The sequence below is a fragment of the Rhizobium sp. G21 genome, from assembly GCF_014158035.1.
In the GTDB taxonomy this organism is placed as follows: Bacteria; Pseudomonadota; Alphaproteobacteria; order Rhizobiales; family Rhizobiaceae; genus Rhizobium_E.
The window spans coordinates 19,639-42,067 of the sequence record NZ_JACFXW010000003.1 but is presented as its reverse complement, the minus strand read 5'-3'; the positions used below and the strand labels follow the sequence as shown (position 1 = coordinate 42,067).

Genomic DNA, 22,429 nt, shown 5'->3' with positions numbered 1-22,429 from the left:
CTGATGCGAAAACACCTGACGTCCCTGCTGACCGAGCAAGGGTTCGACGTCCAGATCGCCCGAACGGGTCAGGAGGCTCTGGAGGAACTGGCGATCTTCAAACCCGATGTCGTCACGCTCGACATCAATATGCCGGTTATGGACGGCCTGACCGCTCTTTCGCACATCATGACGGAGCGGCCCACCCCGACCGTCATGGTGTCGTCCCTGACCGAGAAAGGGGCGCTGGCGACGCTCGAAGCCCTCGCTCTGGGCGCAGTCGACTATGTTCCCAAGCCGGGTGGGACGATCTCGCTGAGCATCGACGCGATCGCCTCCAGCATCGTCGAGAAGGTGCGGACCGCCGCCAATGCACGCATTCGCGGGCGCCCCGGTCGTGGCGCAGAGGCGCCGCAACCAGCCGCCCCGCGGCCGGCGCGAACCTCCGTCGTCGAACCGGCGGCGCCGCGCAGGCGGATCTATTCGGCCAGCGGCAGTCCGTTCGGGTTGGTGCTGATCGGCGTGTCGACGGGTGGTCCTCGAACCCTCGAGGAGATTCTGCCCAACCTGCCGGCTGATCTGCCATGGCCTGTTCTGGTCGCCCAGCATATGCCGGCGTCGTTCACCGCGTCCCTGGCGTCGCGACTGAACGGTCTTTGCAGCCTGGACGTCAGGGAGAGCGTCAGCATGGAAGAGCTGCGGCCGGGCCGCGTCTACATAGCGCGCGGCGGCTCGGACATGGTCGTCGCCCAGCGAACGGGCAAGCTCATCGTCATGAACCGACCGGAATCGCCGCACTACACTTGGCATCCTTCGGTCGAGCTGATGGTCCAGACCGCGCTCGAAAACGTGCCGGCGCAAAACCTGATCGCCGTCCAGCTGACCGGCATGGGACATGACGGGGCCCAGGCTATGACCGAATTGAAGAGCGCCGGAGGGCGCACCGTCGCCGAAAGCGAGGAAACCGCCGTGGTGTTCGGCATGCCGGCCGAATTGATCAAGCGCGGCGGGGCGGGCTGCGTTCTGCCGAGCGGCAAGATTGCCCAGCAAATCCGCCAATGGGTCAGCCGGGCGCATTGATTTTCAAAGGACCGACCAAATGCCGATCAAGAAACCGAAAGCACCGGAGGCGGATAGCAGGGTGGATGCAGACGCTGCCGACCCTCGCCCTCTGGAGGAGATGATCGCCGTGTTGAGCGCGGGGAGCCTCGGCGAACGCCTGGCCGCGATCCGGGCGCTTTCGGCGCGTGGCGGGCGGGCCGCGGTCGACGCGCTGTGCATTGCGCTGGCTGCGGATGACGAGCGGGCTTGTCGCGAGGTCATCGCCGTCGAGTTGGCCCATCTGGGCGGCGAAGCCGTCGTGGACGGACTGATGCCGCTGCTGAGATCGGATGATGCGGCGCTGCGCAACATCGCCATCGACATCCTCAAGGAGCTGCCTTCCGACGTCGCGCCGCGTATGGAGGCGCTGCTCGACGACCCCGACCCCGATGTTCGCATCTTCCTCGTCAACGTCCTGGAAGCCCTGCGTCATCCGGCCGTCGAGGATTGGCTGATCGCCGTAATCACCATGGACGCCAATATCAACGTCGTCGGCACCGCGCTGGATCTCTTGAACGAGGTCGGCACCACCGCAGCGGTCGAGCCTTTGCGCCGGGCAGTCGCCAGATTTGGCGAAGAGCCGTTCATCGCATTTTCCGCCGAGAACGCCCTCAGGCGCATCGAGGGTTCCACATGAGCACTACGAAGGCGATCTCCGCCGACGATTTCACTCGATTTGCCGAATATTTCTACCGTCGCACCGGAATACACTTCGACGCCAGCAAGCGGTACTTTGTCGACAGACGGCTTTCAGATCGCATCGCAGCAACGGAAACACAGGACTTCAACGGCTACTTTCGCCTGCTCCGGCTGAATCCGACGGGCAGCGAGACGCAGATCCTCACCAATCTGATGACCGTCAACGAAACTTACTTCTTCCGCGAAGCGTATCAATTCGATTGTCTGACGGATTCCATATTGGCCGAGGTCGTCCGCTACAAGAGCGCCAACGATCCGATCCGCATATGGTCCATGCCCTGCTCGTCCGGCGAAGAACCCTATTCGCTTGCGATCCATCTCATGGAGCATTGGCCGCATATCGATCGCTACGATGTCGAGATCCTTGGATCCGACATCGACACCTCGATCCTGGCGAACGCGCGTACGGGGATTTATTCGCCCCGCTCCGTCCAGGGCGTGCCGCCGCACCAGTTGAAGAAATACTTCACCAAGCTGCGCGACGGCAACTGGCAGATCAGCCAGGATCTGCGCGATTCCGTCGAATTTCTCCGCGCCAACCTCAATCAGCCGGCCGATGTCGCTCGATTCACCCGCATCGACGTGATCTTCTGCCGCAACCTGCTCATTTATTTCGACGACATGTCCCGGCGCGCAGCGGCCGAGGCCTTCTATGAAACCATGAGCCCCGGCGCCTTCATATGCCTCGGCCATTCGGAATCGATGAGCCGTATTTCCAGCCTGTTCAAGGTGCGCCGTTTCGGCAGCACGATCGTCTATCAGAAGCCCCTCACAGGAGATGCATTCGCATGAAACAAGCGTTGATTATCGACGATGCGACGACCGTGCGCATGTATCATCGCCAGATCCTGACCGATGCGGGCTTTGCCGTCGACGAATGCATCAATGGCGTCGAGGCGCTCGAAAAGGCTCTCGCCAAGCGCTACGATCTGTTCGTCGTCGACGTCAATATGCCCAAGATGGACGGCTACCGCTTTCTGCGCGAATTGCGCTCCCATGCGGATCTCCATCAGGCTCCGGCCATCATGGTCTCCACCGAGGCCGAGGCGAAGGATCGCAAAGCTGCGTGGTCGGCCGGCGCCAATTACTACATGACCAAACCTACCAAGCCGAGCGCCCTGGCGCGCGTCGCCAATCTTCTGACGGGAGACGTCCAGTGAGCCCGCTTCTCGAGCAATTCCTGATCGAGGCGCGCGACTTCCTCGAACAAATCGGTGATAAACTGCTGCTGTTGGAGGAACGCCCGGGCAACGAAGTCTTGATCGGCGAGATATTTCGGGCGGTTCACACGCTTAAAGGGAATTCCGGTCTGTTCGACATGCCGATCCTCACCAGCGTCGTGCACGCCGCCGAGGACTTGCTGGATCGCGTCCGCGACCACAGCCTAGAAATGGATCCGGAACTCACCGACGCCTTGCTGGACGCGATGGATTTCGTCAGCAATCTGCTCAACGACGTCGGCGACGACGGGACGATTCCGCAGAGATACCTGCAACCGTCGAGCGAGATCGCCGCCAGTCTTCGACGCCTGCTTCCGAAGCGTGACGATATCGATGTCGACGCGCATCTGGAAGAACCCGAGGCGATGCCGCCGCCGTCGGACTGGACATGGCTGGCGAGAATTGCCGATGACGAACGGGCTTCCGCTTTCGACGCGTTTGGAGGCGTCGACCTGTCGATCGCGGTCCGGTATCGCCCTGAGCCCGATTGTTTCTTCAAGGGCGAGGACCCGCTGCTCCTGATACGCAATTCGCCCGGGATGGTGCTGTTCGACGTCATCGCGCCGGATCCTTGGCCCGACGCCGACGCGCTCGACGTCTACCGCTGCAATCTTCAATTCGACCTGGTCAGTTCAGCCGACCGGGAGGCCATCGAACATCACTTCCGATATGTCCCGGACCAGATCGCAATCTACGACATGCCCGTCTTCGCCCTGGCTTTGCCCGCCGGCGGCGAAGAACTGGAGCAGAATTCGATGATCGGTCCGATATTCATCGAGGAGGCGCGCGAACGCTTGGCGGCCGACGATCTTGCAGGCCTGCGAGCTGCAGTCGACGCCGCATTGGACATGATCAATCCCGTGTTGCGCGCCGCTTCGGGTCTGCGCTGGCTGCAACGGCTGCTGGATGCCGGCGTCCCTCGCGATACGATCTCGTATCTCGTGGATGCGCTCGCAGCCGATGAACTCCCGGATTGGAAGTCACTGCCTGAAATGGCGGCGGCCGCGGAGAAGCCGGACGTCGAGGATCAAGCCGACGATGTCGTTCGGCCCCAGACTCCGCCGCTGCCGTCGCTCGATAGCGACGACCTCGAAGCCTGGAATGATCTCGTCGGCGCGCAGGCGTCGATGCTGTCGTGCTCGGCCCATGCCTCAGAACGGCCGGGGCGCGTCCTTTCGGCTCGCAACGTCCTGGCCAGTCTGCTGACGGTGGCCGGACGCGTGGACGTGATGGAACGGCTCGACGACGCGACACGGCGTGCGCAGCAATCCGGCGAGGTCGAGCCGCTTCTCGCCTTCATAGAGGACATCCGGACCGGCGATACGATCGTCAGGGAAAGAGCGGCTGCGCCTACCCTGGCGCCCGCGCTCGAGACCATGGAAGGCGTTCTACCGGCCCAAGAGAAACTGCGGGCGACGCCAGAGCGGGCGCTCGAGACGGCCATGAGCGGCGCTACGGCGCCACAGGCCCTGCCGGGTCCCGACGTCGGCGAGGCCGGGCGCAGAACAACCGAGCCCGGCGGAGGCGATCGGGGCGTTCGTGTCCTCAAGGTGCCGCAGGAAAAGGTCGATCGGCTGATGGAACTGATCGGTGAAATGGTCGTGGCCAAGAATGCGCTGCCTTATCTCGCCGCCCGGGCGGAAGACCACTTTGGCTCGCGTGAACTCAGCAGGGAACTGAAGTCGCAATATGCGATCATCAACCGTATCGCCGAGGAAATGCAGGACGGCATCATGCAGGTGCGTATGCTGCCAGTCGGCGCGGTGTTTCAACGCTTTCCCCGTCTGGTGCGCGATGTCGCCCGTCAGCTCGGCAAGGTCGTGAAGCTGGTTGTCGAAGGAGAGGAAACCGAAGCCGACAAGAACATCGTCGAATCCCTGTCCGATCCGATGATCCATATTCTGCGCAACAGCCTGGACCATGGCTTGGAGACCCCGGAAGTGCGCCGCGCCAACAGCAAGGCAGAAGAAGGCCGACTGACGGTGCGCGCGAGCCAGGAAGACGACCGCGTCCTCATCGAGATCGAGGACGACGGCAAAGGCATCGACCCCGACGTGGTCAAGCGGAAGGCCTTCGAAAAGGGGCTGATCGATGAGGCGCGGCTCGAGACGTTGACCGACGCGGAGGCCGTCCAGCTGGTGTTCGCCGCCGGATTCTCCACCGCGGACCAAATATCGAATCTCTCCGGCCGCGGCGTCGGCATGGACGTCGTCAAGTCCAGCCTCGAAAAGTCGGCGGCCAGGTGAGGCTGACCAGCGAGAAGGGCAAAGGAACCCGCATTCTGTTGTCGCTGCCTCTGTCGATGAGCGTCTCGAACGTGATGATGGTCCAGATCGCCGAGCAACATTACGGCGTGCCGATGGAAAGCGTGGTCGAGACGGTGCGCGTGGCCAGCAGGGACATCCACGCCTTCAAGGCTCAGCGCACCGCGGTGCTGCGCGGACGGATCGTGCCACTCTATGACGCCAGCCAGTTGCTCCGCTGCGCCAGCGCAGCACAGCCCAACGCGGATGATGAATATGCGATCCTGGTGGTGCGCGTCGCCGGCCAGACGGTCGGGATCATCGTGGATGGCTTCGCCCAGACGATCGACGTCATCCTCAAGCCGCTGGAAGGCCCGCTCGCCAATATCCGAGGCTTCAGCGGCAGCGCCCTGCTGGGCGACGGCAGCGTATTGCTGGTGCTAAACCTGAAGGAGTTGTTGTGATGCCGATACGCAAACTCAAGAAAAAGACCGTCCTGTCGGGCAACTGCACCGTGGAAGAGGCCGAGGAGATTTTCCAGTGGCTGATCGGCAACTCCAAGTCGGAGTTGGATATGACCGGCGTCACCCATCTGCATGCCGCAGCCTTCCAGGCCATCGTCGCCTCCGGCGTCCGCGTGACAACGCTTCCCGACGATCGCTTCAGCGCCCAAGCCCTCCAGCGCCTGACAGGCGGCCCAGCCAAGCTATGACGACAAGCTCAGGACAGGAGCGATGAATGCGCGCCACCATCGAAACGACCGCTCCTTTCGTGATATCGGTCGCCAACCGCAAGGGGGAACGGGCAAGACCACGACGGCCGTCAACCTGGCGGCCGGCTTCGCCCGCAGCGGCTTGCGCAGCCTACTGATCGATTTCGACACCCAGGGGCATTCGGGTCTGGCGTTCGGCGCGGTCGCCGGTCGTGGCGAACCGACCGCCCACGCGGTCTTTTCGAACGGTCCCGAGGCCTTGCAGGCGTCCATTCGCATGCAGACGGCGCGGAGGGATTGGCCGGACATCGCACCGGCCGACATCGGCTCGACGCATCCGGGAGGCAATGTTTCACCCGACCTGCTCGCAAGGGCGCTCACGACACCGCGCATGCGGGAGGCTTATGACGTCGTCGTCATCGATACGCCTCCTTCCCTCGATGCCTTGATGGTGACCGCGCTGGCCGCGTCCAACGCCGTCATCGTGCCGTTCGTGCCCCATCCGCTCGCCATCGAGGGCGTGCGCCAGTTCAGCAGGGTGTTCCTCTCGGTGCGCCTCGGCGCGATGCAGCGCCTCCACCATGTGGCTCTGCTGCCGGTCATGGCCAATCCGACAGTGTTGGTTCACCGTCGGATGATCGAGACGCTGCGCCATGACTTCGGCGAGCGTCGAATCCTCGATCCCATCCGCTCGGACATACGGCTCGCAGAGGCTTTCGCGGCGGGCCAGCCGATTTACGACTACATGCCTTCGGGCCGTGGCGCTCAGGATTATGCAGCATTGACGCACTCCATACTGGGTCGATGGTTTCCCCATCAAACGTCGCCAGGGGGCGAGATGCATTTAATTTCAAAGGAACAGTCAATGACTGACAATGTTATGGATTCGGTCGGCAAATCGGCGACCGGCATATTCGGACTAGACGGCGTGATGCGCGGCGGTCTGCCGACGGGGCGGACAACGCTGATCGAAGGAGGGCCCGGCTCCGGCAAAACCGTGCTCGCGCTGCAGACGCTGGTCAATGGCGCCAAACTCTGCGGAGAGCCCGGCATCTTCGTCGCCTTCGAAGAAAGTTCGCAGCGAATCTTGGCGAACGCCAATTCCTTCGGTTGGGACCTCGCGGAGCTGCAGCGTGAAAACCTCTTCTTCATCGACGCCCAGCCGAGTTACGAACTCCTTCAATCCGGCCGCTTCGATCTCGGAGGCATGCTCGCCGCGCTGGAGATCAAGGTAAAGGAACTCGGGGCGAAGCGCGTGGTGTTCGACGCGATCGACATGGTCCTCGATCTCTTCGAAAACAGACAGTTGGCGCGGCGCGAAACCTATCGTCTGCATGAATGGCTCAACGACCATGGCCTGACGGCGCTGATCACCGCCAAGGCCAGTCCGCTGGCTGCGGGAGCCACGTCCGAAGCACTGGAATTTCTGCAATTCATGGTCGACTGCTCGATCTTCCTGCGGCACGACATGATCGAGTCGACATCCCAGCGCAATATCCGCATCGGCAAGTTTCGCGGATCCTCCTTCGAGGAGAACGCTACTCCTTTCGGGATCGGGCCTCAGGGGATCGAGGTCGCGTTCGGAAACGAGGCGCGCAGTCAGCGCCCCAAGGCGTCGACCGAGCGTATGTCGAGCGGTGTGGACCGGCTCGATACGATGCTCGACGGCGGCTATTATCGCGGCGCCGGCATTCTCCTGACCGGATCGCCCGGCACAGCGAAGACGACATTGGCCGGCGCTTTCGCGGTGAGCGCCTGCAGCCGTGGCGAGAGAACCCTGTTCGTGACGCTCGATTCGCCGGAGGAAGAAGTGGTGCGCAATCTAGCTGCCGTCAACCTCGACTTGGACAGCCATCTGAAGTCCGGCGTCTTGCTGTTCAAGACGTCGCGTTCGACCACTGCGAGCGCCGAAATTCACCTCATGCGGATCCGGGAGCTCGCGCATAAACACCAGGCGCGATGCGTTGTCGTCGACCCTATCTCCGCGCTGTCGAAATCAGGCAATTCCGGCACAGCCAGAAACGTCATCGAGCGTCTCATCGATTGGTCCAAGGCGGAGGGCATCACCCTGGTGTGCACGAGCCTGCTGGAAGGCGACAATCCGCTTTCCGAGGGCACAGCCGCGCAAATCTCGACGCTGGCCGACACTTGGATCCATCTCAATTATCTGGTTCATGCCGGTGAACGCAATCGCGCCCTGTCGATCATCAAGTCGCGCGGCAGCAATCATTCCAACCAGGTGCGAGAACTCGTTCTCAGCGCTTCGGGCATTTCGCTCGCCGACGTCTACACCGCAGGCGGCGAAGTCCTGATGGGGGCCTTGCGGTGGGAAAAAGAATCCGCCGATCGTCAAGCGAAAATCGAGCGCAAGGCGATGTTGCAGCGAAAGTCAAATGCGCTATCGACTGAAACCGTCATCCTGCAAAGCCAGATCGACGCCTTGCAACAGCAACTCGCGGGTAAAAAGAAGACTTTGCACAGCTGATCGCCGGAATTGGCCAAAGTGAAGTCACGGCCGTCGACAGCCTCACAACCCTACGCCAAATGCGCCGAGGGGACGCGATCGGTTCTAATCCGCAAGGTCATTCCTGATGGTTGCAAACGTTCACTTTCGACTTTATGTGGCGGGAAATGCCCCGAATTCGCAGAAAGCGGTGATGAACCTTCGCGCTTTCTGCGATTCCCATGTTGCCGAATGCTACGAAATCGAAATCGTCGACCTGTTCGACGAACCTCAACGGGCGCTGAGCGAACGGGTTCTGTTGACGCCTATGCTGGCGGTCACCGTCGGCGGCAAGACGAGGCGGATCGCCGGTGATCTCAGCGAGACGTCCGTCCTGATCGACGTGATCGGCGGTGGAGCGGGACGCTCGTGACTGCGCCCCGGAGAGCGCTCGAAGACTTCGACGACGAGTTGGCGCGGCTTGTCGAACGGCTCCAGGAAACGCAGCAACAGATACTGGCCCTGACCAACGGACTGGTCGACGCCGTCATGCCGGCGTCAGGCAACCTGCTTCTGCTCCCGGAGACACAGACGCATTTCCGCGATCAGGCGCTGGCCTATCAGGCGTTCGCCGCTGAACAGCCGGCCATCCTCGACGCGCTTCCGGCACATGTGGCCTTGTTGAGCGCAACGGGCGAAGTAAGGGCCATCAACGCCGTATGGCTCGCCTTCGCCCAAACGCTCTCGAAAGGCCCGGGGCTCGCGGTCGGTGAAAACTACTTCGATTTCTGGAAGCCAGGCGCAATCTTCGGCGGCGTCGATGTCGCGTCGGTCGCCTCCGGCGTGAAAGCGGTGTTGAGTCGCGAGCAATCCCAGTTCGCGGCCGAATATCGGATCGAAGGCCTGGCGTCACGGCCCTGGTTCCGCCTGATCGTCGCCCCCCTCGCCGAAAGCGCCGAGAAAGGCGCCGTCGTCATGCATGTGGACATCACCGACCAAAAGGCGAATGAAGAGCAGATCCGGCAGATGCAGAGGCTCGATGCGCTGGGCCAGTTGACCGGCGGCGTCGCACATGACTTCAACAATCTGTTGATGGTCATCATGGGCAATGGCGAAGCGCTGCTGGCCAGCCTCGAACATGACGAGGAGCGTCGCGGTTCGGCGGAGCTGATCGTCATGGCCTCAGAGCGTGGCGCCGCGCTCACCAATCGCCTGCTGGCGTTTGCACGCCGCCAGACGCTCGCGCCCCAGGCGATCGATTTGCGCGAACTGCTTGCCGGTATCGAGATGCTTCTTCGTCGCACCATCGGCGAGAATGTCAGGATCGTGTTGCCGACCGGAATCGAATCGCATTCGGTCCTGGCGGATCGGTCTCAACTCGAGAACGCGGTCATCAATCTCTGTCTCAACGCGCGCGACGCCATGCCGAAAGGGGGCGCCGTCACCATGGGGCTGGAGGCTGTCGATGTCACGGCGATGGACATGCCGGGCAAGCCGGATCTGCCTCCTGGCCGGTATGTCGCCTTGACGGTTTCGGACACGGGTTGCGGCATGGATGCGGCGACGCTGGCGCGCGCGCTCGAACCGTTCTTCACCACGAAACCTGCTGGCAAGGGTTCCGGCCTCGGGTTGAGCGTCGTATTCGGCTTCATCAAACAATCCGGAGGCAATGTATCCATCGCCTCGACGCCCGATGTTGGCACGGCGGTGCGACTCTGGCTGCCCCGCGCCGATATCGTGGTTTCTCCCGAGCCCCCGCCGGGGCGCCCGACACGTCAGGTTCCGACCATCGTATTCTGCTCGTCGAAGATGACGACATGGTCAGGCGGTCCGTCAGCCGTCAGCTCTGCAATCTCGGCTACCGGGTGGTTGGTGTGGCGAACGCCGCAGAGGCCCTCGCCTCGCTCAGCGGCGATGACAGTTTCGACCTGCTGTTTACCGATATCGTCATGGCCGGCGACATGGATGGTCTGACTCTGGTGAAAACGGTTCGGCAACGCTATCCGGCAATGCCATTTCTGATCACGTCGGGCTATGCCGATGCGCTCGACGCCGCCATGCGGGCGAAGTTTGCGGATCACCTTCTGGCGAAACCCTACAGGCAACGCGATCTTGCGGCGAAGCTGAAAGCCCTTCTGCCGCAGCGCGGCGCAAGCGGATCTCGTTGAACCGAGACGCGCGATATCCGTCCAATGCGCGGACGGATCGTCCCAGCCGGACGCACCAGATTTATAAGAATGAGGCGATATCGATGGATATACTTTTTGTGGAAGACGACATCCTGATTTGCAAGACCGTGAAAGCCGCATGGCCGATGCCTGGCGACAGCCTTCATTTCGTGTCCACATACGCCCAGTCGCTCAATTTGATATTCGGTTCGGAATTGATGCGCTTCGACGCCGTGGTGCTCGATATACACCTGCCGGACGGAGACGGTCTCGGGATATTGCGAACGATCCGCTCGAACTCCTCGGTTCCGATCGTGATGATTTCCGGCTCGGGAACGCCGGAGACGCGGGCCGGCATCTTCGATGTCGGCGCCGACGACTATCTGATGAAACCGTTTTCCGTGCGGGAGCTTCAGGCCAGGGTGTCACGACTGGTCAGCGTCCGCAATTCGACGCGCGTCGATCGGCAAGCTGCCGTCTTCATGATCGGCCGTTGCGAGTGTGATCTCCAGAAGCAACAATTACGGCTCGATTCCGAATCGCAGACGCTGACCGATGCGGAAGCGCGTATTATCGGCTATCTCCACGAAAACGCTGGCCGCAACTGCAGTAAGTCAGCCATCTACAAGCATGCCTTCTTCCGCAACTACGTCCCCGGCGATAAGACGCTAGATGTCTATGTCGGCCGAATCCGCAAGAAACTCTCTGCGCTTGACACATCCGGGGCGGACTTCCTCATGACGGCCCGCGGCGCTGGTTATCGGCTGGAACAAGCGGTGCGATAGCCAGAAGGCGTTTCGGGACGCTCGGCCAGCTGCAGTCTGAAATCCTCGATGCCCGCAGGTGCGCCAAACAGGTCGCCCTGAGCCTCGCCACAGGTTTCCCGTCTCACGACCATCAAATCCGCCGCGTGGTCGACCCCGTCGACGATCACGCGGGCCCCCAGTCTGGCCGCGTCGGCGACCAGGACGCGCATCATCTCCAGTTGATCGGCGGATTTCGAGATCCCGCGGGTGACGGCTGCATCGATCCTGACGGCTTGGAACGGCAGATCGATCTGCCCGCCCGCGCCCTGACCGGCGCAGCGGAGAGTGAAGCGCAACCCATATTTGGTGAGGTCGCGCAGTTGTGCGGTCTGATCCTGGGAAAGGGCGGCCACCGCTTTTTCCTCCAAGGTCAGTTCGAGCCTCCGAAACAGGTCCGGCGTGTGCTGGGCGATGATCCGGATCTCGCTCCCGAGCGTCGAAAGCGCCGCCGCACTGGTCGGAATGTCGACCAGTAGTTCCCGCGTTTCGTTGCTGCCGATCCGCAGCTTTTCCTGCACATAGGCGAGGTCGCAGAGAAACAGCGTGCGCGCCTGCTCGCTGTTCAGGCAGGGCAGGAACGTCGTGGAATCGACCACGCCGAAATCCGGATGATGAAGGCAATTCAACAGTTCGACAGACGAGATCCGTCGTGACGCAATGTCGAACCGAGGCGCGAGTGTCGTGCGCACAGATCCCTGCCACACGGCGCCGAAAATATCGATCCGTTGCAGGACCGCGACATTGCGAGCGGCGGATAGGTTGGGGATGTTTGAAATCGGAGCGCTGTATCGCGTCTTCGGGCGGTGTCCGGAATGAGTGGTTTCATCCAGTCTGAACGCTTGAGAGATCATCGCATTACGCTCCTGTTGCCTATGTTGGCTCCAAGGATGCCGGGAGTCCGTTAAGCGATGCTGTCGCAAAAGTAAAAAATGGTAAAAGCGCGAGGGCGATCGGCGCCGCTTGGCGGCATCCCCGCAGGATTCTGAGGCGAGGTCAGCCCATCGAGGATCCCAACCTGTCGCGTCTGGCTTCCGAAGGCGGTATGCCGAAAGCCTTCTTGAAGCTCTGGCCGAAGGCGGCATGCGAACGAAACCCCCACATTTCGGCGATCACCTTGAGGGGTATGTCGGGACTGGAAACAACCATTTCCTGGGCGCGGTGCAACCTGAGCAATCTTTGATAATCGCTGATGGTTTGACCCATCACCGACAAAAACGAATATTGTAGCGTCCGTTTGCTCACGGAACTCAAGTCGGCGAGCATTTGCGGTTCTGAATGGTGGTTCGGGTTGCTGTGAATGTAATCGAGGGCGCGCTTGACATGCCGCGGCGCGACACGCGGGGGTGTCCTGGCTGAGAACGGGACTGAAGTTGTTGGGAAACATCATCAGAATGCAATCGACCACCAGGTTTCTCAGACTTTCGTTGCGGGAGCCGAGATATTTCGAGGTCCTTTGAATGTTCGAAGACTGCAAGTCATTGAGATGATCTCGCAGGATTTGCAGGGATTCCAGGTGCGGAGCAGGAAAATCGACGAAGGCGATCTGCTTTTCGATCGGCCTGCCCATCAACTCGGAAAGCCTTCTCTGAAACAGACGATTGGGAACGCAGACCGAAATAAATTCGCATCCGTCGTCCAGCCCTATTGTTTCCAGTCGTCCCGTTGGAAATGCCGCATTCAAATGGGGCATGTCGTCGGCTGAGCCGGAAGTCCGCTGGATCCCGCCCTTGATCATAAAGAAGAATATCTTTGCTTCTTCCTCCGGGTGGATGGACATCCTCAGATCACCGCTGACCCTGCGCCACTGAACGGAAATCTCGTCAATCTGCAGCTGGCTTCCGATTATCTGGACGGAGCTAGCGTCCGAAACCAGAAAATCCAAGTTCCGGTATCCCCGAAATACTGTTTCGGACTTGCTCTCGCGCGATACTGCGATGTTTACGACCATAGCTAATTTGCCGTCTCAGTCAGGCGTCTTCAATTTATAAATGAAATTAGAATTCTCATCTCTCATTGATTAAATCGCCTCTCGGAAATTGTAAGGTTGTATTTTCAAACAAAAACCTATCAAAAACTCAGCATAATGAGAAATAATGCACCGTCGGACATCGCTAACATTCACATAACATCAAATTAGAGTTATATTCAATTAGATATACGCGCATATATGCGAATTTGAAACTCTATGATACTTTATGTATATGTCGTTATTCTAGGCGAGATCGAAGGATACTAGGAAGGGGATCTATCTATCTGCAGCGCAGTTTTCTTTGCAAAACGCAATTTTTCACCCCGCGATGGGACGCGCATGGCGCAAATGTCATTAGCGCCTGCCTTGGTCGGGTCAGAACGATGAATCAGGGGACCAGAACCATCGAACCGACCGGGTCGACAATCCCTATCTGCGCTTCCACGCCTTGAAGAGCGCCTTCTTTGTCCGTGTCGGACCAGAACAAAGAAGCCGTCGACCCTCGTCACATCGACCGTTTCATGCCGCGACGTGAACCTTGCCGAAACTCTGCCGCACATCCCGTGCGGGTGATTTCCCGAACAAGCGACCATATTCGCGCGTGAACTGGGGAACGCTCTCGTAGCCAACCGCGTAAGCCGCGTTGCTGATCGGCGCTCCTTCGGACATCATGATCCGTCTCGCCTCGATCAGGCGCAACTGCTTCTGAAACTGCAGGGGGACAGCGATGTGACCGCGCGAAAATGGAAGTGGAAGGAAGAAAGGCTCATACCGGCGACTTCGGCCAACCTATCCACCGACAGGCTCCGAGAATAGTCGCGTCTGATGAGCGCGACGGCGCGCCCGATCCGGCTGGCATGGCTGGCGGTTAGGCCCAGCGCACGAATGCCGGCGCCGTGGCGCCCGTCAGCAGCCAATAATGCAGTTCGCGGATCAGCTGGTGTTGCAGGACCGGGATCGACGCCGGGCGATCAAGAAGGCGCATCAGCCGCAAAGCGGTATCGGCGACTTCCGTTTCGGTCGGATCGACACGGATGGGAACGCCGGCTTCCGCCTGGGCGATGCCGATGTCCACCACAAGCGATTGCGTCACCGCCGGATCGATATCGAAAACCAGCGAATAATAGGGAACGCCGACGGTGGCCTGCGTGATCTGGCTGACATTGGGGACGTCGGCGGCAATCAACAGGAGTCTCCGGCGCCGAAATCGAAGGTCGCGTTGCCCGCCGTCACGCGCTTGCCGCCCTGAAGCACGAGCGCCACGAGAGGCTTGGAGATCGCATATTGCATTTCGCTCGGCGACGTCGCCCGTATGGCGAAAAGCCCGGCGATCGGCGTGCGCGCAACGCCGTATGCGTCGGCCTGGGCGTCAGCGAAACGGCGCACGCAGTCGAGCAGAGTGCTGTTCATTGTGGTGCGCTCCAATCATGGCAGGCGCACATCTTAAAGCCGGTCGGCGTCTGACCGCAACCCCACTCGGCGAATTAGGCAAAGAAGCACGGTCCAAGGCAACGATGATCGGGCTCGGCTGCAGCCTCGGCGGCGGCGGCGATCGGTCTTGCGGATGTGACCCGCCGCACCGATCCCGCCGGCGTTCATCGACGTCCCAGCTTATCACGTCGGCTCTGCCTTGCGGATCGACGTGCTCATCCGGCAGGCTCATGGATCGAATTGGAGAATCAGGCAAAAACCGCCGAGGATCCGGCAACCGTCGCGCCGAGCGCCATGTCATGACATCCCGGTCACCAACAAACGGATTGAAGGACACCAGACATGAATACAGTTTCCATCGTCACCGGCGGAAGCCGTGGCCTCGGCCGCAACACCGCGGTCAGCATCGCCCGTCATGGCGGCGACGTGATCCTGACCTACCGTAGCGGCGCTGCGGACGCGCAAGCCGTCGTGGCCGAGATCGAAGCTCTCGGGCGCAAGGCCGTCGCGCTTCAGCTGGACGTCGCCGACGTCGCCTCGTTCAGGGCGTTTAAGGACAATGTTCGCCAGGCTCTGTCGTCCACCTGGGGCCGCGACACGTTCGACCATCTGATCAACAATGCCGGCCAGGGCGAAATGGCGAGCTTTGCCGAGACTACCGAGGCTCAGTTCGACGCTCTTTTCGACACTCATGTGAAGGGCGTTTTCTTCCTCACCCAGGCGCTGTTGCCGCTGTTGGCCGACGGCGGCAGGATCGTCAATTTCTCATCGGGCCTCACCCGGGTCTCGGCCGCGGGTTTCTCCGCTTACTCCGCCGCCAAGGGAGCCGTCGAAATCCTGACCATATACATGGCCAAGGAACTCGCGGCCCGCGGCATTACCGCCAACACGGTGGCGCCGGGCGCGATCGAAACAGATTTTCTCGGCGGGGCCGTTCGCGACATGCCCGATCTCAACACACAGTTCGCCGGAATGACCGCACTCGGTCGCGTGGGCGTCCCCGATGATATCGGCCCCATGGTCGCGAGCCTTCTGGGTCCCGACAACCGCTGGATCACCGCGCAGCGGATCGAAGTCTCCGGCGGACAGACCATCTGAATTACGGCGCCGGGACGCCGCTGCGCGATATGCGGCGGCGTTTCGGGTAACGCTCACGGTGAGGCCAATGTCTTGCCGCCTCTTGATAATTCAATCGGTCGCCATGACATTCACGACGGCTGGTTGACGTTTCGTCACGGCCAGAACGCGAACTTGGATTGATCGATGTCGAGAACGGGTCGGCTGTTCGAATTGATAAGCCTGCTCAGGGGACGCAGAACGCCGGTCACGGCGACGTTTCTCGCCGGTGAATTGGGGATCTCGGAACGGAGCTTGTACCGGGACATCGATACGCTTCGTTTGCTGGGAGCGCCGATCGATGGCCAGGCCGGCGTCGGCTACTGTTTGAGGCAGGGCTTCTTCCTCCCCGAATTCGCCTTTTCGCCGGACGAACTGGACGCGATCGCGCTCGGTTTGGGATGGGTGCAACAGCGCGCGGACCCAGCTCTCGCCCGAAGCAGCGAAAGCGCTTTGGCAAAAATTCAGTCCGCTCGAAAAGATGGTCTCGTGACAGGCCAGGAGCCGCCCGCGCTCCTGACCGCCGCTCCCTTGTCCGGAACCAGCGATCCCGCTGACGCGGCGCAATTGCGAGACGCCATCCGTCGGCAGAGAAAGGTGGCGATCATCTATGAAGACGCGCAGGGCGCGTTTTCGGACCGAACAATTTGGCCGGTTGCGATCGTTTATTTCGACGGTGTCCGCGTACTGGCGGCCTGGTGCGAACAGCGATCGGCCTTCCGTCACTTTCGGCTGGATCGATTTCGCGCTTGCGCGGTCTTGGAGGAGCGATATCCCGGACGACGCCACGTCATCATGGAGCGTTGGCGACAACAGGATCGGGATTGGCGTTCCTGACAGTTTCTGACAGGCGACGATGCTATCGACCGGCTGTCGCACGCAACTCACGCGTCAAGCCAAGGGATAATCAGATGGTTTCATTGTCGCCCACCGCCCTCGATCATTTTTTTGCCGAACCAGACGATTCCGCAGTCGTCATGCTGAATCTCCTGCAATTCCATCCCGACGGCGGGCGGGAAAGGCATCTGGAATATTTGAAGTTGGCCGAGCCGATCCTCGCGCGATTCGGGGCGAGGATCCTCTTCCGAGGAAAGGGTCTGCCGGCCCTCACGGCGGGAGACCTGGAAGGATGGGACGCCGTCATGCTGGTGCAATATCCGCGTCGGTCGGCGTTTCAGGATATGATCGCGGATCCGGACTATCAGAAAGTCTTTCAAGTCGGGATCGCCGCGATCTCCGATATCGTCCTGCAGCCGCTGAAGCAGCTTCACAGCCTGGATTGAATTGCGATGACGACCAGCGCGACGCCCGAGGGAATCAAGGTGATCGAGTCTGGTCGTCAATCACGCTCTCAGCGCGGCGATCAGCGCCTTGAGCGCCGGCGGAGATTGACGCCTGCCCGGGTGGTAGAGGTGAAAACCCGCGAATGGCTGACACCAGTCGGCCAGCACCTGAACCAGCCGCCCGGCCGCGATATCCGTTGAAACGTCCTGCTCCATCAGGTATCCCAGTCCCACGCCGGCGCGCACCGCCGCCGCTGCAAGCCCGCCGTCATTGGCGACGAAAACACATCTGGGCCGAATGCTGACCTTCTTGCCGTCTTTCTCGAACTCCCACGGCAGAAGGCCTCCCGACGTACTCAGGCGGTAGCCTATGCAGTCATGCGCGCTGATGTCTTCAGGCGCGCGCGGCGCCGGTCGGCGCTCGAAATAATCGGGTGTTCCGACGATTGCCGACGTCAAGGGCGGACCCAGGCGCACAGCCACCATGTCCTTTTCGACAGTGTCGCCGAGCCGTATGCCGGCATGGAAACCTGCCGCGACGATATCGGCCAGCCCGTCGTCCACATTGACTTCGACGCGCACCTGCGGGTGGGACAGCAAAAGGCCGGAAGCCTAGGCGCCAACACCAGCTCCGCGGCATAGGCGAACGTGGTGATGCGCAGCGCGCCTGCCGGTTCGCCGCGCCATTCGGCAAGAGCATCCAAGCCTTCGCGTATCTCGGCCATGGCGGGGTTCAACGATCGGAGCAGCCTTTCTCCAGCCTCCGTGGGCGATACGCTGCGGGTCGTCCTGGCAAGAAGTCGTACGTCCAGGCGCTCTTCGAGGCTTTTCATCGCATGGCTGAGCGCTGACGGGGAGATGCCGAGCACGGCTGCGGCGCGCGTGAAGCTGCGTTCCCGCGCAACCGCGGCGAAAGCCAGGAGATCATTGAATTCACCGCGTGTCATTGCTGCAAATAATTCACAAACCCACGCGATCGGCAAGATCTAATCGGAGATGCGGCGACAGGATAGATACGGGATATCGCAGCAGGATCGGAGAATGATCATGGATCTCACCCATTACAGAACGCTCGGAAGATCAGGGCTGATCGTCAGCCCGCTCGCCCTCGGAACGATGACCTTCGGCGCCGGTCGCTGGGGCGCCGATCAGAAGACCGCGCATGCGCTCTTCGATGCTTACATTTCCGGTGGCGGCAACTTCATCGACACCGCGGACATCTATTCCGGCGGCGCCAGCGAGGAGATGATCGGAGAATTCATGGCCGACGCCGGCAACCGCGATCGCCTCGTCGTGGCTACGAAAAGCGGGTTCTCGCGGGGCGGGCCAACCCCGCTCTGGAGCGGAAATGGAGCCAAGAATTTCCGCCTGGCGCTCGAAACGTCACTTCGTCAGCTGAGGACCGAATATATCGACATGTATTGGGTGCATGTCTGGGATCGGACGACGCCTTGCGAGGAAGTGCTCCAAACGCTGGTCGACGCCGTCCGTGCCGGCAAGATCCTCCATTACGGCTTCTCCAACACGCCATCCTGGTATGTGGCGAAAATCGCCACTTTGGCCGATGCGCATGGACTGCCGAAGCCGATCGGTCTGCAATACGCCTATTCCCTGATCGATCGCGGGGTGGAGCTGGAAATCCTCCCGCTCGGCGAAGAATTCGGCCTGGGCATGGCCCCGTGGAGCCCGCTTGCCGCCGGCCTGCTCACGGGCAAATACAGTCGCGAAAAACTGAATGACGCGGGTCTCGCGCCAGCGCTTCCCGATAAAGCGAGCGATGGGCGAGGTGAAGGCGGCGACGGTCGGTTGAACGGCGACAATCCCTTTGGCGGCATGCTGTTCACGGAACGAAATTTCGGCGTGGTCGATGTGCTGAAAGAGGTCGCATCCGAAATTGGTCGAAGCCCCGCCGAAGTCGCGCTGAAGTGGGTCGTGGAACGCAAAGGCGTATCCTCCGTTCTGGTCGGCGCAAGCCGCGTCGAGCAGTTGCAACACAATATCGGGGCGCTGGACGTCGCGATCTCGGCTGAGCAAACGCGCCGCCTGAACGATGCGACGGCCCTGCCGCCCATCAATCCCTACTTCATCTTCCAAATGCCGATAGACCGCCTGTTCGGCCGTCGGGTCAACTGACGACAACAGCAGATCGGCGCTGCGGCTCATGCGTCAACGTCCGGAAGAGCAAGGGCCTGGCTTTCCGATCTCGTCATCGGAATGATCTGGATCGAAGACGGGCATTTCCGACGGCAACCACTGTCCGCCGGATACGTTTACCGCCTGTATCCCTCATGATCAGGAGCGTTCCGATGGCCGACGACAGCACGACGACAATCCAAGCCACTTTCAAAACGCGCGAGGCGGCCGAACTCGCCGTCGAACGCCTCGTGCAACAATATGGCGTATCGCGGCCCGATGTGTTCATCCAACCCGTGAGCGATCGGAACAGCGCGGGATCAGCGCCCTCGGGAGGGGACGCATCCCATGCGGACGGGGCAAGGCGCGATGCGCCGCTCCGCGGCGACATCGAAGTGTCGGCGGACATCGCGCCGGAACAGCTCGCCGCCGTGCGGCGTAGCTTCGAGGAAGCGGGCGCGGTCGAACTGTCGGATCAATGACGATGGCCGATAGGCTTTCGACCTATCGAAGCAAGCGCGATTTCGAAAAGACGCGCGAGCCCAAGGGCGAGGCATCCGTCAAGCCATCCAAACGGCTGCGCTTCGTGATCCAGAAACATGACGCCACAAGACTTCACTACGACCTGCGGCTCGAGCTCGACGGCGTCTTCAAGAGCTGGGCCGTCACCCGCGGCCCCTCGCTCGACCCGCACGACAAGCGTCTTGCGGTGGAGGTCGAGGATCACCCGCTCGATTACGGCGATTTCGAAGGAACGATCGCCAAGGGCCAGTATGGCGGCGGCACGGTGATGCTGTGGGATCGCGGTTACTGGCGGCCCGAGGGCGGCCTGTCGCCCGAAGAAGCCTTGGCGAAAGGCGATTTCAAGTTCACGCTTCAGGGCAAGCGGCTGCGCGGCGGCTTCGTCCTGGCGCGGATGCGCCGGGATCGCGAAAGTGGCAAGAGAACCAACTGGCTCCTGATCAAGCATCGCGACGACCATGCGGTTACAACAGACGGCGCCAGGATCCTGGATGAAAACGCCACATCCGTCGCCTCTGGCCGTAGCATGGAGGAAATCGCCGAAGGCCGGGGCCGCAGGCCGCGCCCTTCATGACCGCCAAGGCGGATGTCGCTGCGGATGCGATGTGGGACAGCGCACAAGGCCTGGCGGCGGAAAAACGAAGGAAAAAAGTTCGTAAGAATGGAACGCCGACGTCGAAGACCGTTCCACAGTTCATCGCGCCGCAGCTATGCGGACGTCTCACACGCCCGCCGACGGGAAAGAACTGGCTGCATGAAATCAAGTTCGACGGTTACCGAATTCAGATGCGGGTCGAAGCCGGCGCCGTCACGCTCAAGACGCGCAAAGGCCTCGACTGGACCTCGAAGTTCGCGGACATCGCCCGCCTCGCCGCGGATCTTCCGGATTGCATCATCGACGGCGAGATCTGTGCGCTCGACGAGCGCGGCGCGCCTGATTTCGGGGCTTTGCAAGCGGCGTTGTCGGACGGCGACAGCGGCGGCCTGGTCTATTTCGCCTTCGATTTTCTCTTCGACGGAGCGGAAGATTTGCGAGCTCTGCCTCTGATGGAGCGAAAGGAGCGCCTGCAAAAACGCCTCGCCGATGCAGTCGATACTCCCGCGATCCGCTATGTCGAGCATTTCGAGACGGGCGGAGACGCCGTGCTTCGATCCGCCTGCAAGCTCAATCTGGAGGGGGTCATTTCCAAGCAGAACGACGCGCCCTATCACTCCGGACGCAGCGACGCCTGGGTGAAATCGAAGTGCCGGTCGGGGCATGAGGCGGTGATCGGCGGCTACGCCAAGACCAATGGCAAATTCCGATCCCTCCTCGTCGGGTTGCATCGCGGAGAGCAGTTCATCTATGTCGGTCGCGTCGGAACCGGCTACGGCGCTCGCATGGTCGAGATGCTCATGCCGAGACTGAAGGCGATGGAGGCGGATAGATCGCCATTCACCGGAGTGGGCGCGCCGAAGCAGCAGGCCGAGGTGGTGTGGCTGAAGCCCGAACTCGTCGCCGAAATCGAATTCGAAGGATGGACAACCGACGGGCTCGTCCGGCAGGCGGCGTTCAAGGGCCTCCGCGACGACAAACCTGCGCAGGAGGCGCGGGCCGATGAGCCGGCGGCGCCGGCGCAGGTGAAACCCCCGAACTGGAGACGACAGCCGATACCAGACCCGCCCGACGCAAGGGCGCGAAAGCAGAGGTCATGGGCGTCTTGATCTCCAATCCGGACAAAGCCCTGTGGCCGGATGCGGGGGATGGCGAGCCCGTCGCCAAGGAAGATCTGGCGCGCTATCTCGAAAGCGTCGGTGCCTGGCTCCTCGACCATATCCGGGGGCGGCCCTGTTCCATCATTCGCGCGCCCGACGGCATCGGCGGCGAGCAGTTCTTTCAGCGCCATGCGATGTCCGGGACCTCCAACCTCGTCGAATTGGTAAAGGTCGCAGGCGACAGGAAACCATATCTGCAGGTCGACCGGATCGAAGGCCTGGCGGCGATCGCGCAGATCGGCGGGCTGGAACTGCATCCCTGGAATTGCCGGCCGGGCGAACCGGAGATACCCGGTCGTCTGGTGTTCGATCTGGACCCGGGTCCCGATGTCCCTTTCAGCAAGGTGGTCGAGGCCGCCCGCGAATTGCGCGATCGACTGGACGATCTCGGCCTGATCGGCTTCTGCAAGACGACCGGCGGCAAGGGGTTGCATGTGGTCGTTCCGCTCGCCGCGGAAAGGCGCAAGTCCCTGACATGGGATGTCGCCAAGGCTTTCGCCCATGACCTTTCGGAGAGAATGGCGCGCGACAACCCCGATCGCTACCTGATCAAGATGACCAAGAGTCTGCGCCAAGGCAGGATCTTTCTCGATTATCTCCGCAACGACCGTATGGCCACGGCGGTTGCGCCTTTGTCGCCACGAGCAAGGTCGGGCGCCACCGTATCCATGCCGCTTTCCTGGACGCAGGTCACATCAGCCCTCGATCCGAAGCGTTTCACCATCCGCACCGTCCCCAAGTTGATGGAAAAACATCAGCATGGCAGGATTATCCGGACGCTGAACGTTCGCTCGAACAGGCGATCAGACGTCTCGCCAAGATGAAAGACGCCGGGTGACGCTTTACAGG

The 22,429-nt window shown here is 61.3% G+C and carries 19 protein-coding genes and 4 pseudogenes; 18 read left to right on the top strand and 5 right to left on the bottom strand.

Going from position 1 to position 22,429, the window contains the following annotated elements; genetic code table 11:
- The first annotated feature begins 3 nt into the window (after window positions 1–3).
- The 12 genes and pseudogenes from cheB (at window position 4) to H2O14_RS24510 (ending at window position 11,350) form a co-directional block, all read left to right on the top strand.
- Window positions 4–1,059, top strand: coding sequence for a chemotaxis-specific protein-glutamate methyltransferase CheB (gene cheB / locus H2O14_RS24565; RefSeq protein ID WP_246697794.1), 1,056 nt, complete (start codon window positions 4–6; stop codon window positions 1,057–1,059).
- Between the two features lie 61 nt (window positions 1,060–1,120).
- Window positions 1,121–1,717 (top strand): HEAT repeat domain-containing protein, encoded by a 597-nt coding sequence (locus H2O14_RS29120; RefSeq protein ID WP_210275618.1) that lies wholly within the window; start codon window positions 1,121–1,123, stop codon window positions 1,715–1,717.
- Window positions 1,714–2,571 carry a protein-glutamate O-methyltransferase CheR gene (locus tag H2O14_RS24555; RefSeq protein ID WP_182829977.1) on the top strand — a complete coding sequence of 286 codons (858 nt, stop codon included), beginning with the start codon at window positions 1,714–1,716 and terminating at the stop codon, window positions 2,569–2,571. Before H2O14_RS29120 ends, H2O14_RS24555 begins: the two co-directional genes overlap by 4 nt.
- Window positions 2,568–2,939 carry a response regulator transcription factor gene (locus H2O14_RS24550; protein WP_182829976.1) on the top strand — a complete coding sequence of 124 codons (372 nt, stop codon included), beginning with the start codon at window positions 2,568–2,570 and terminating at the stop codon, window positions 2,937–2,939. The genes H2O14_RS24555 and H2O14_RS24550 overlap by 4 nt, the downstream gene beginning before the upstream one ends.
- Entirely contained in the window at window positions 2,936–5,245 is a 2,310-nt protein-coding gene (locus tag H2O14_RS29115; RefSeq protein ID WP_210275617.1) for a chemotaxis protein CheA, read from the top strand. The genes H2O14_RS24550 and H2O14_RS29115 overlap by 4 nt, the downstream gene beginning before the upstream one ends.
- Window positions 5,242–5,706, top strand: a complete 465-nt coding sequence (locus H2O14_RS26895) for a chemotaxis protein CheW (protein ID WP_210275616.1) — start codon at window positions 5,242–5,244, stop codon at window positions 5,704–5,706. Before H2O14_RS29115 ends, H2O14_RS26895 begins: the two co-directional genes overlap by 4 nt.
- Window positions 5,706–5,954: a hypothetical protein gene (locus tag H2O14_RS24535; protein WP_182829975.1), complete on the top strand. Its 249-nt coding sequence runs from the start codon at window positions 5,706–5,708 to the stop codon at window positions 5,952–5,954. Before H2O14_RS26895 ends, H2O14_RS24535 begins: the two co-directional genes overlap by 1 nt.
- Before the next feature lie 22 nt (window positions 5,955–5,976).
- Window positions 5,977–8,439 carry a circadian clock protein KaiC gene (kaiC, locus tag H2O14_RS24530; RefSeq protein WP_182829974.1) on the top strand — a complete coding sequence of 821 codons (2,463 nt, stop codon included), beginning with the start codon at window positions 5,977–5,979 and terminating at the stop codon, window positions 8,437–8,439.
- Between the two features lie 106 nt (window positions 8,440–8,545).
- Complete coding sequence (locus tag H2O14_RS24525) at window positions 8,546–8,830, top strand: circadian clock KaiB family protein (RefSeq protein ID WP_281410064.1); 285 nt, start codon at window positions 8,546–8,548, stop codon at window positions 8,828–8,830.
- 116 nt (window positions 8,831–8,946) lie between these two features.
- Window positions 8,947–10,116, top strand: a pseudogene (locus H2O14_RS24520) (ATP-binding protein); the annotation flags it as partial.
- 98 nt (window positions 10,117–10,214) lie between these two features.
- Window positions 10,215–10,565, top strand: coding sequence for a response regulator (locus tag H2O14_RS28120; RefSeq protein WP_246697792.1), 351 nt, complete (start codon window positions 10,215–10,217; stop codon window positions 10,563–10,565).
- Between the two features lie 83 nt (window positions 10,566–10,648).
- Window positions 10,649–11,350 (top strand): response regulator transcription factor, encoded by a 702-nt coding sequence (locus H2O14_RS24510; RefSeq protein ID WP_210275615.1) that lies wholly within the window; start codon window positions 10,649–10,651, stop codon window positions 11,348–11,350.
- On the opposite strand, the gene H2O14_RS24505 is transcribed toward H2O14_RS24510, so the two are convergent.
- From H2O14_RS24505 to H2O14_RS28105, 4 genes and pseudogenes are all read right to left on the bottom strand, one after another.
- Entirely contained in the window at window positions 11,323–12,222 is a 900-nt protein-coding gene (locus H2O14_RS24505; RefSeq protein ID WP_246697822.1) for an EAL domain-containing protein, read from the bottom strand. The two genes, H2O14_RS24510 and H2O14_RS24505, sit on opposite strands and share 28 nt — an antisense overlap.
- 142 nt (window positions 12,223–12,364) lie before the next feature.
- The gene (locus tag H2O14_RS29645; RefSeq protein WP_409526977.1) at window positions 12,365–12,574 is read right to left on the bottom strand and encodes a helix-turn-helix domain-containing protein; all 210 of its coding nucleotides are present in this window, start codon (window positions 12,572–12,574) and stop codon (window positions 12,365–12,367) included.
- Between the two features lie 1,285 nt (window positions 12,575–13,859).
- Window positions 13,860–14,039: a helix-turn-helix domain-containing protein gene (locus H2O14_RS28110; RefSeq protein ID WP_246697790.1), complete on the bottom strand. Its 180-nt coding sequence runs from the start codon at window positions 14,037–14,039 to the stop codon at window positions 13,860–13,862.
- Between the two features lie 169 nt (window positions 14,040–14,208).
- Window positions 14,209–14,630 (bottom strand): annotated as a pseudogene (locus H2O14_RS28105) (AraC family transcriptional regulator).
- 483 nt (window positions 14,631–15,113) lie between these two features.
- On the opposite strand from H2O14_RS28105, the gene H2O14_RS24490 reads away from it, so the two are divergent.
- From H2O14_RS24490 to H2O14_RS24480, 3 genes are all read left to right on the top strand, one after another.
- The gene (locus H2O14_RS24490; protein WP_182829968.1) at window positions 15,114–15,869 is read left to right on the top strand and encodes an SDR family NAD(P)-dependent oxidoreductase; all 756 of its coding nucleotides are present in this window, start codon (window positions 15,114–15,116) and stop codon (window positions 15,867–15,869) included.
- Between the two features lie 165 nt (window positions 15,870–16,034).
- The gene (locus tag H2O14_RS24485; protein ID WP_182829967.1) at window positions 16,035–16,724 is read left to right on the top strand and encodes a YafY family protein; all 690 of its coding nucleotides are present in this window, start codon (window positions 16,035–16,037) and stop codon (window positions 16,722–16,724) included.
- Complete coding sequence (locus tag H2O14_RS24480; RefSeq protein WP_246697789.1) at window positions 16,712–17,170, top strand: DUF1330 domain-containing protein; 459 nt, start codon at window positions 16,712–16,714, stop codon at window positions 17,168–17,170. Before H2O14_RS24485 ends, H2O14_RS24480 begins: the two co-directional genes overlap by 13 nt.
- Window positions 17,171–17,230: 60 nt before the next feature.
- Here H2O14_RS24480 and H2O14_RS24475 read toward each other — a convergent pair.
- Window positions 17,231–18,117: pseudogene (locus tag H2O14_RS24475) on the bottom strand (LysR family transcriptional regulator).
- A gap of 94 nt (window positions 18,118–18,211) precedes the next feature.
- On the opposite strand from H2O14_RS24475, the gene H2O14_RS24470 reads away from it, so the two are divergent.
- The 3 genes and pseudogenes from H2O14_RS24470 (at window position 18,212) to ligD (ending at window position 22,418) form a co-directional block, all read left to right on the top strand.
- Window positions 18,212–19,303 (top strand): aldo/keto reductase, encoded by a 1,092-nt coding sequence (locus H2O14_RS24470; RefSeq protein WP_312858726.1) that lies wholly within the window; start codon window positions 18,212–18,214, stop codon window positions 19,301–19,303.
- Between the two features lie 173 nt (window positions 19,304–19,476).
- On the top strand, window positions 19,477–19,785 hold the full coding sequence (locus H2O14_RS24465; protein WP_182829966.1) for a hypothetical protein: 309 nt from the start codon (window positions 19,477–19,479) through the stop codon (window positions 19,783–19,785).
- A 2-nt stretch (window positions 19,786–19,787) separates the two neighbouring features.
- Window positions 19,788–22,418: pseudogene (gene ligD, locus H2O14_RS24460) on the top strand (DNA ligase D).
- Window positions 22,419–22,429: the final 11 nt, after the last annotated feature.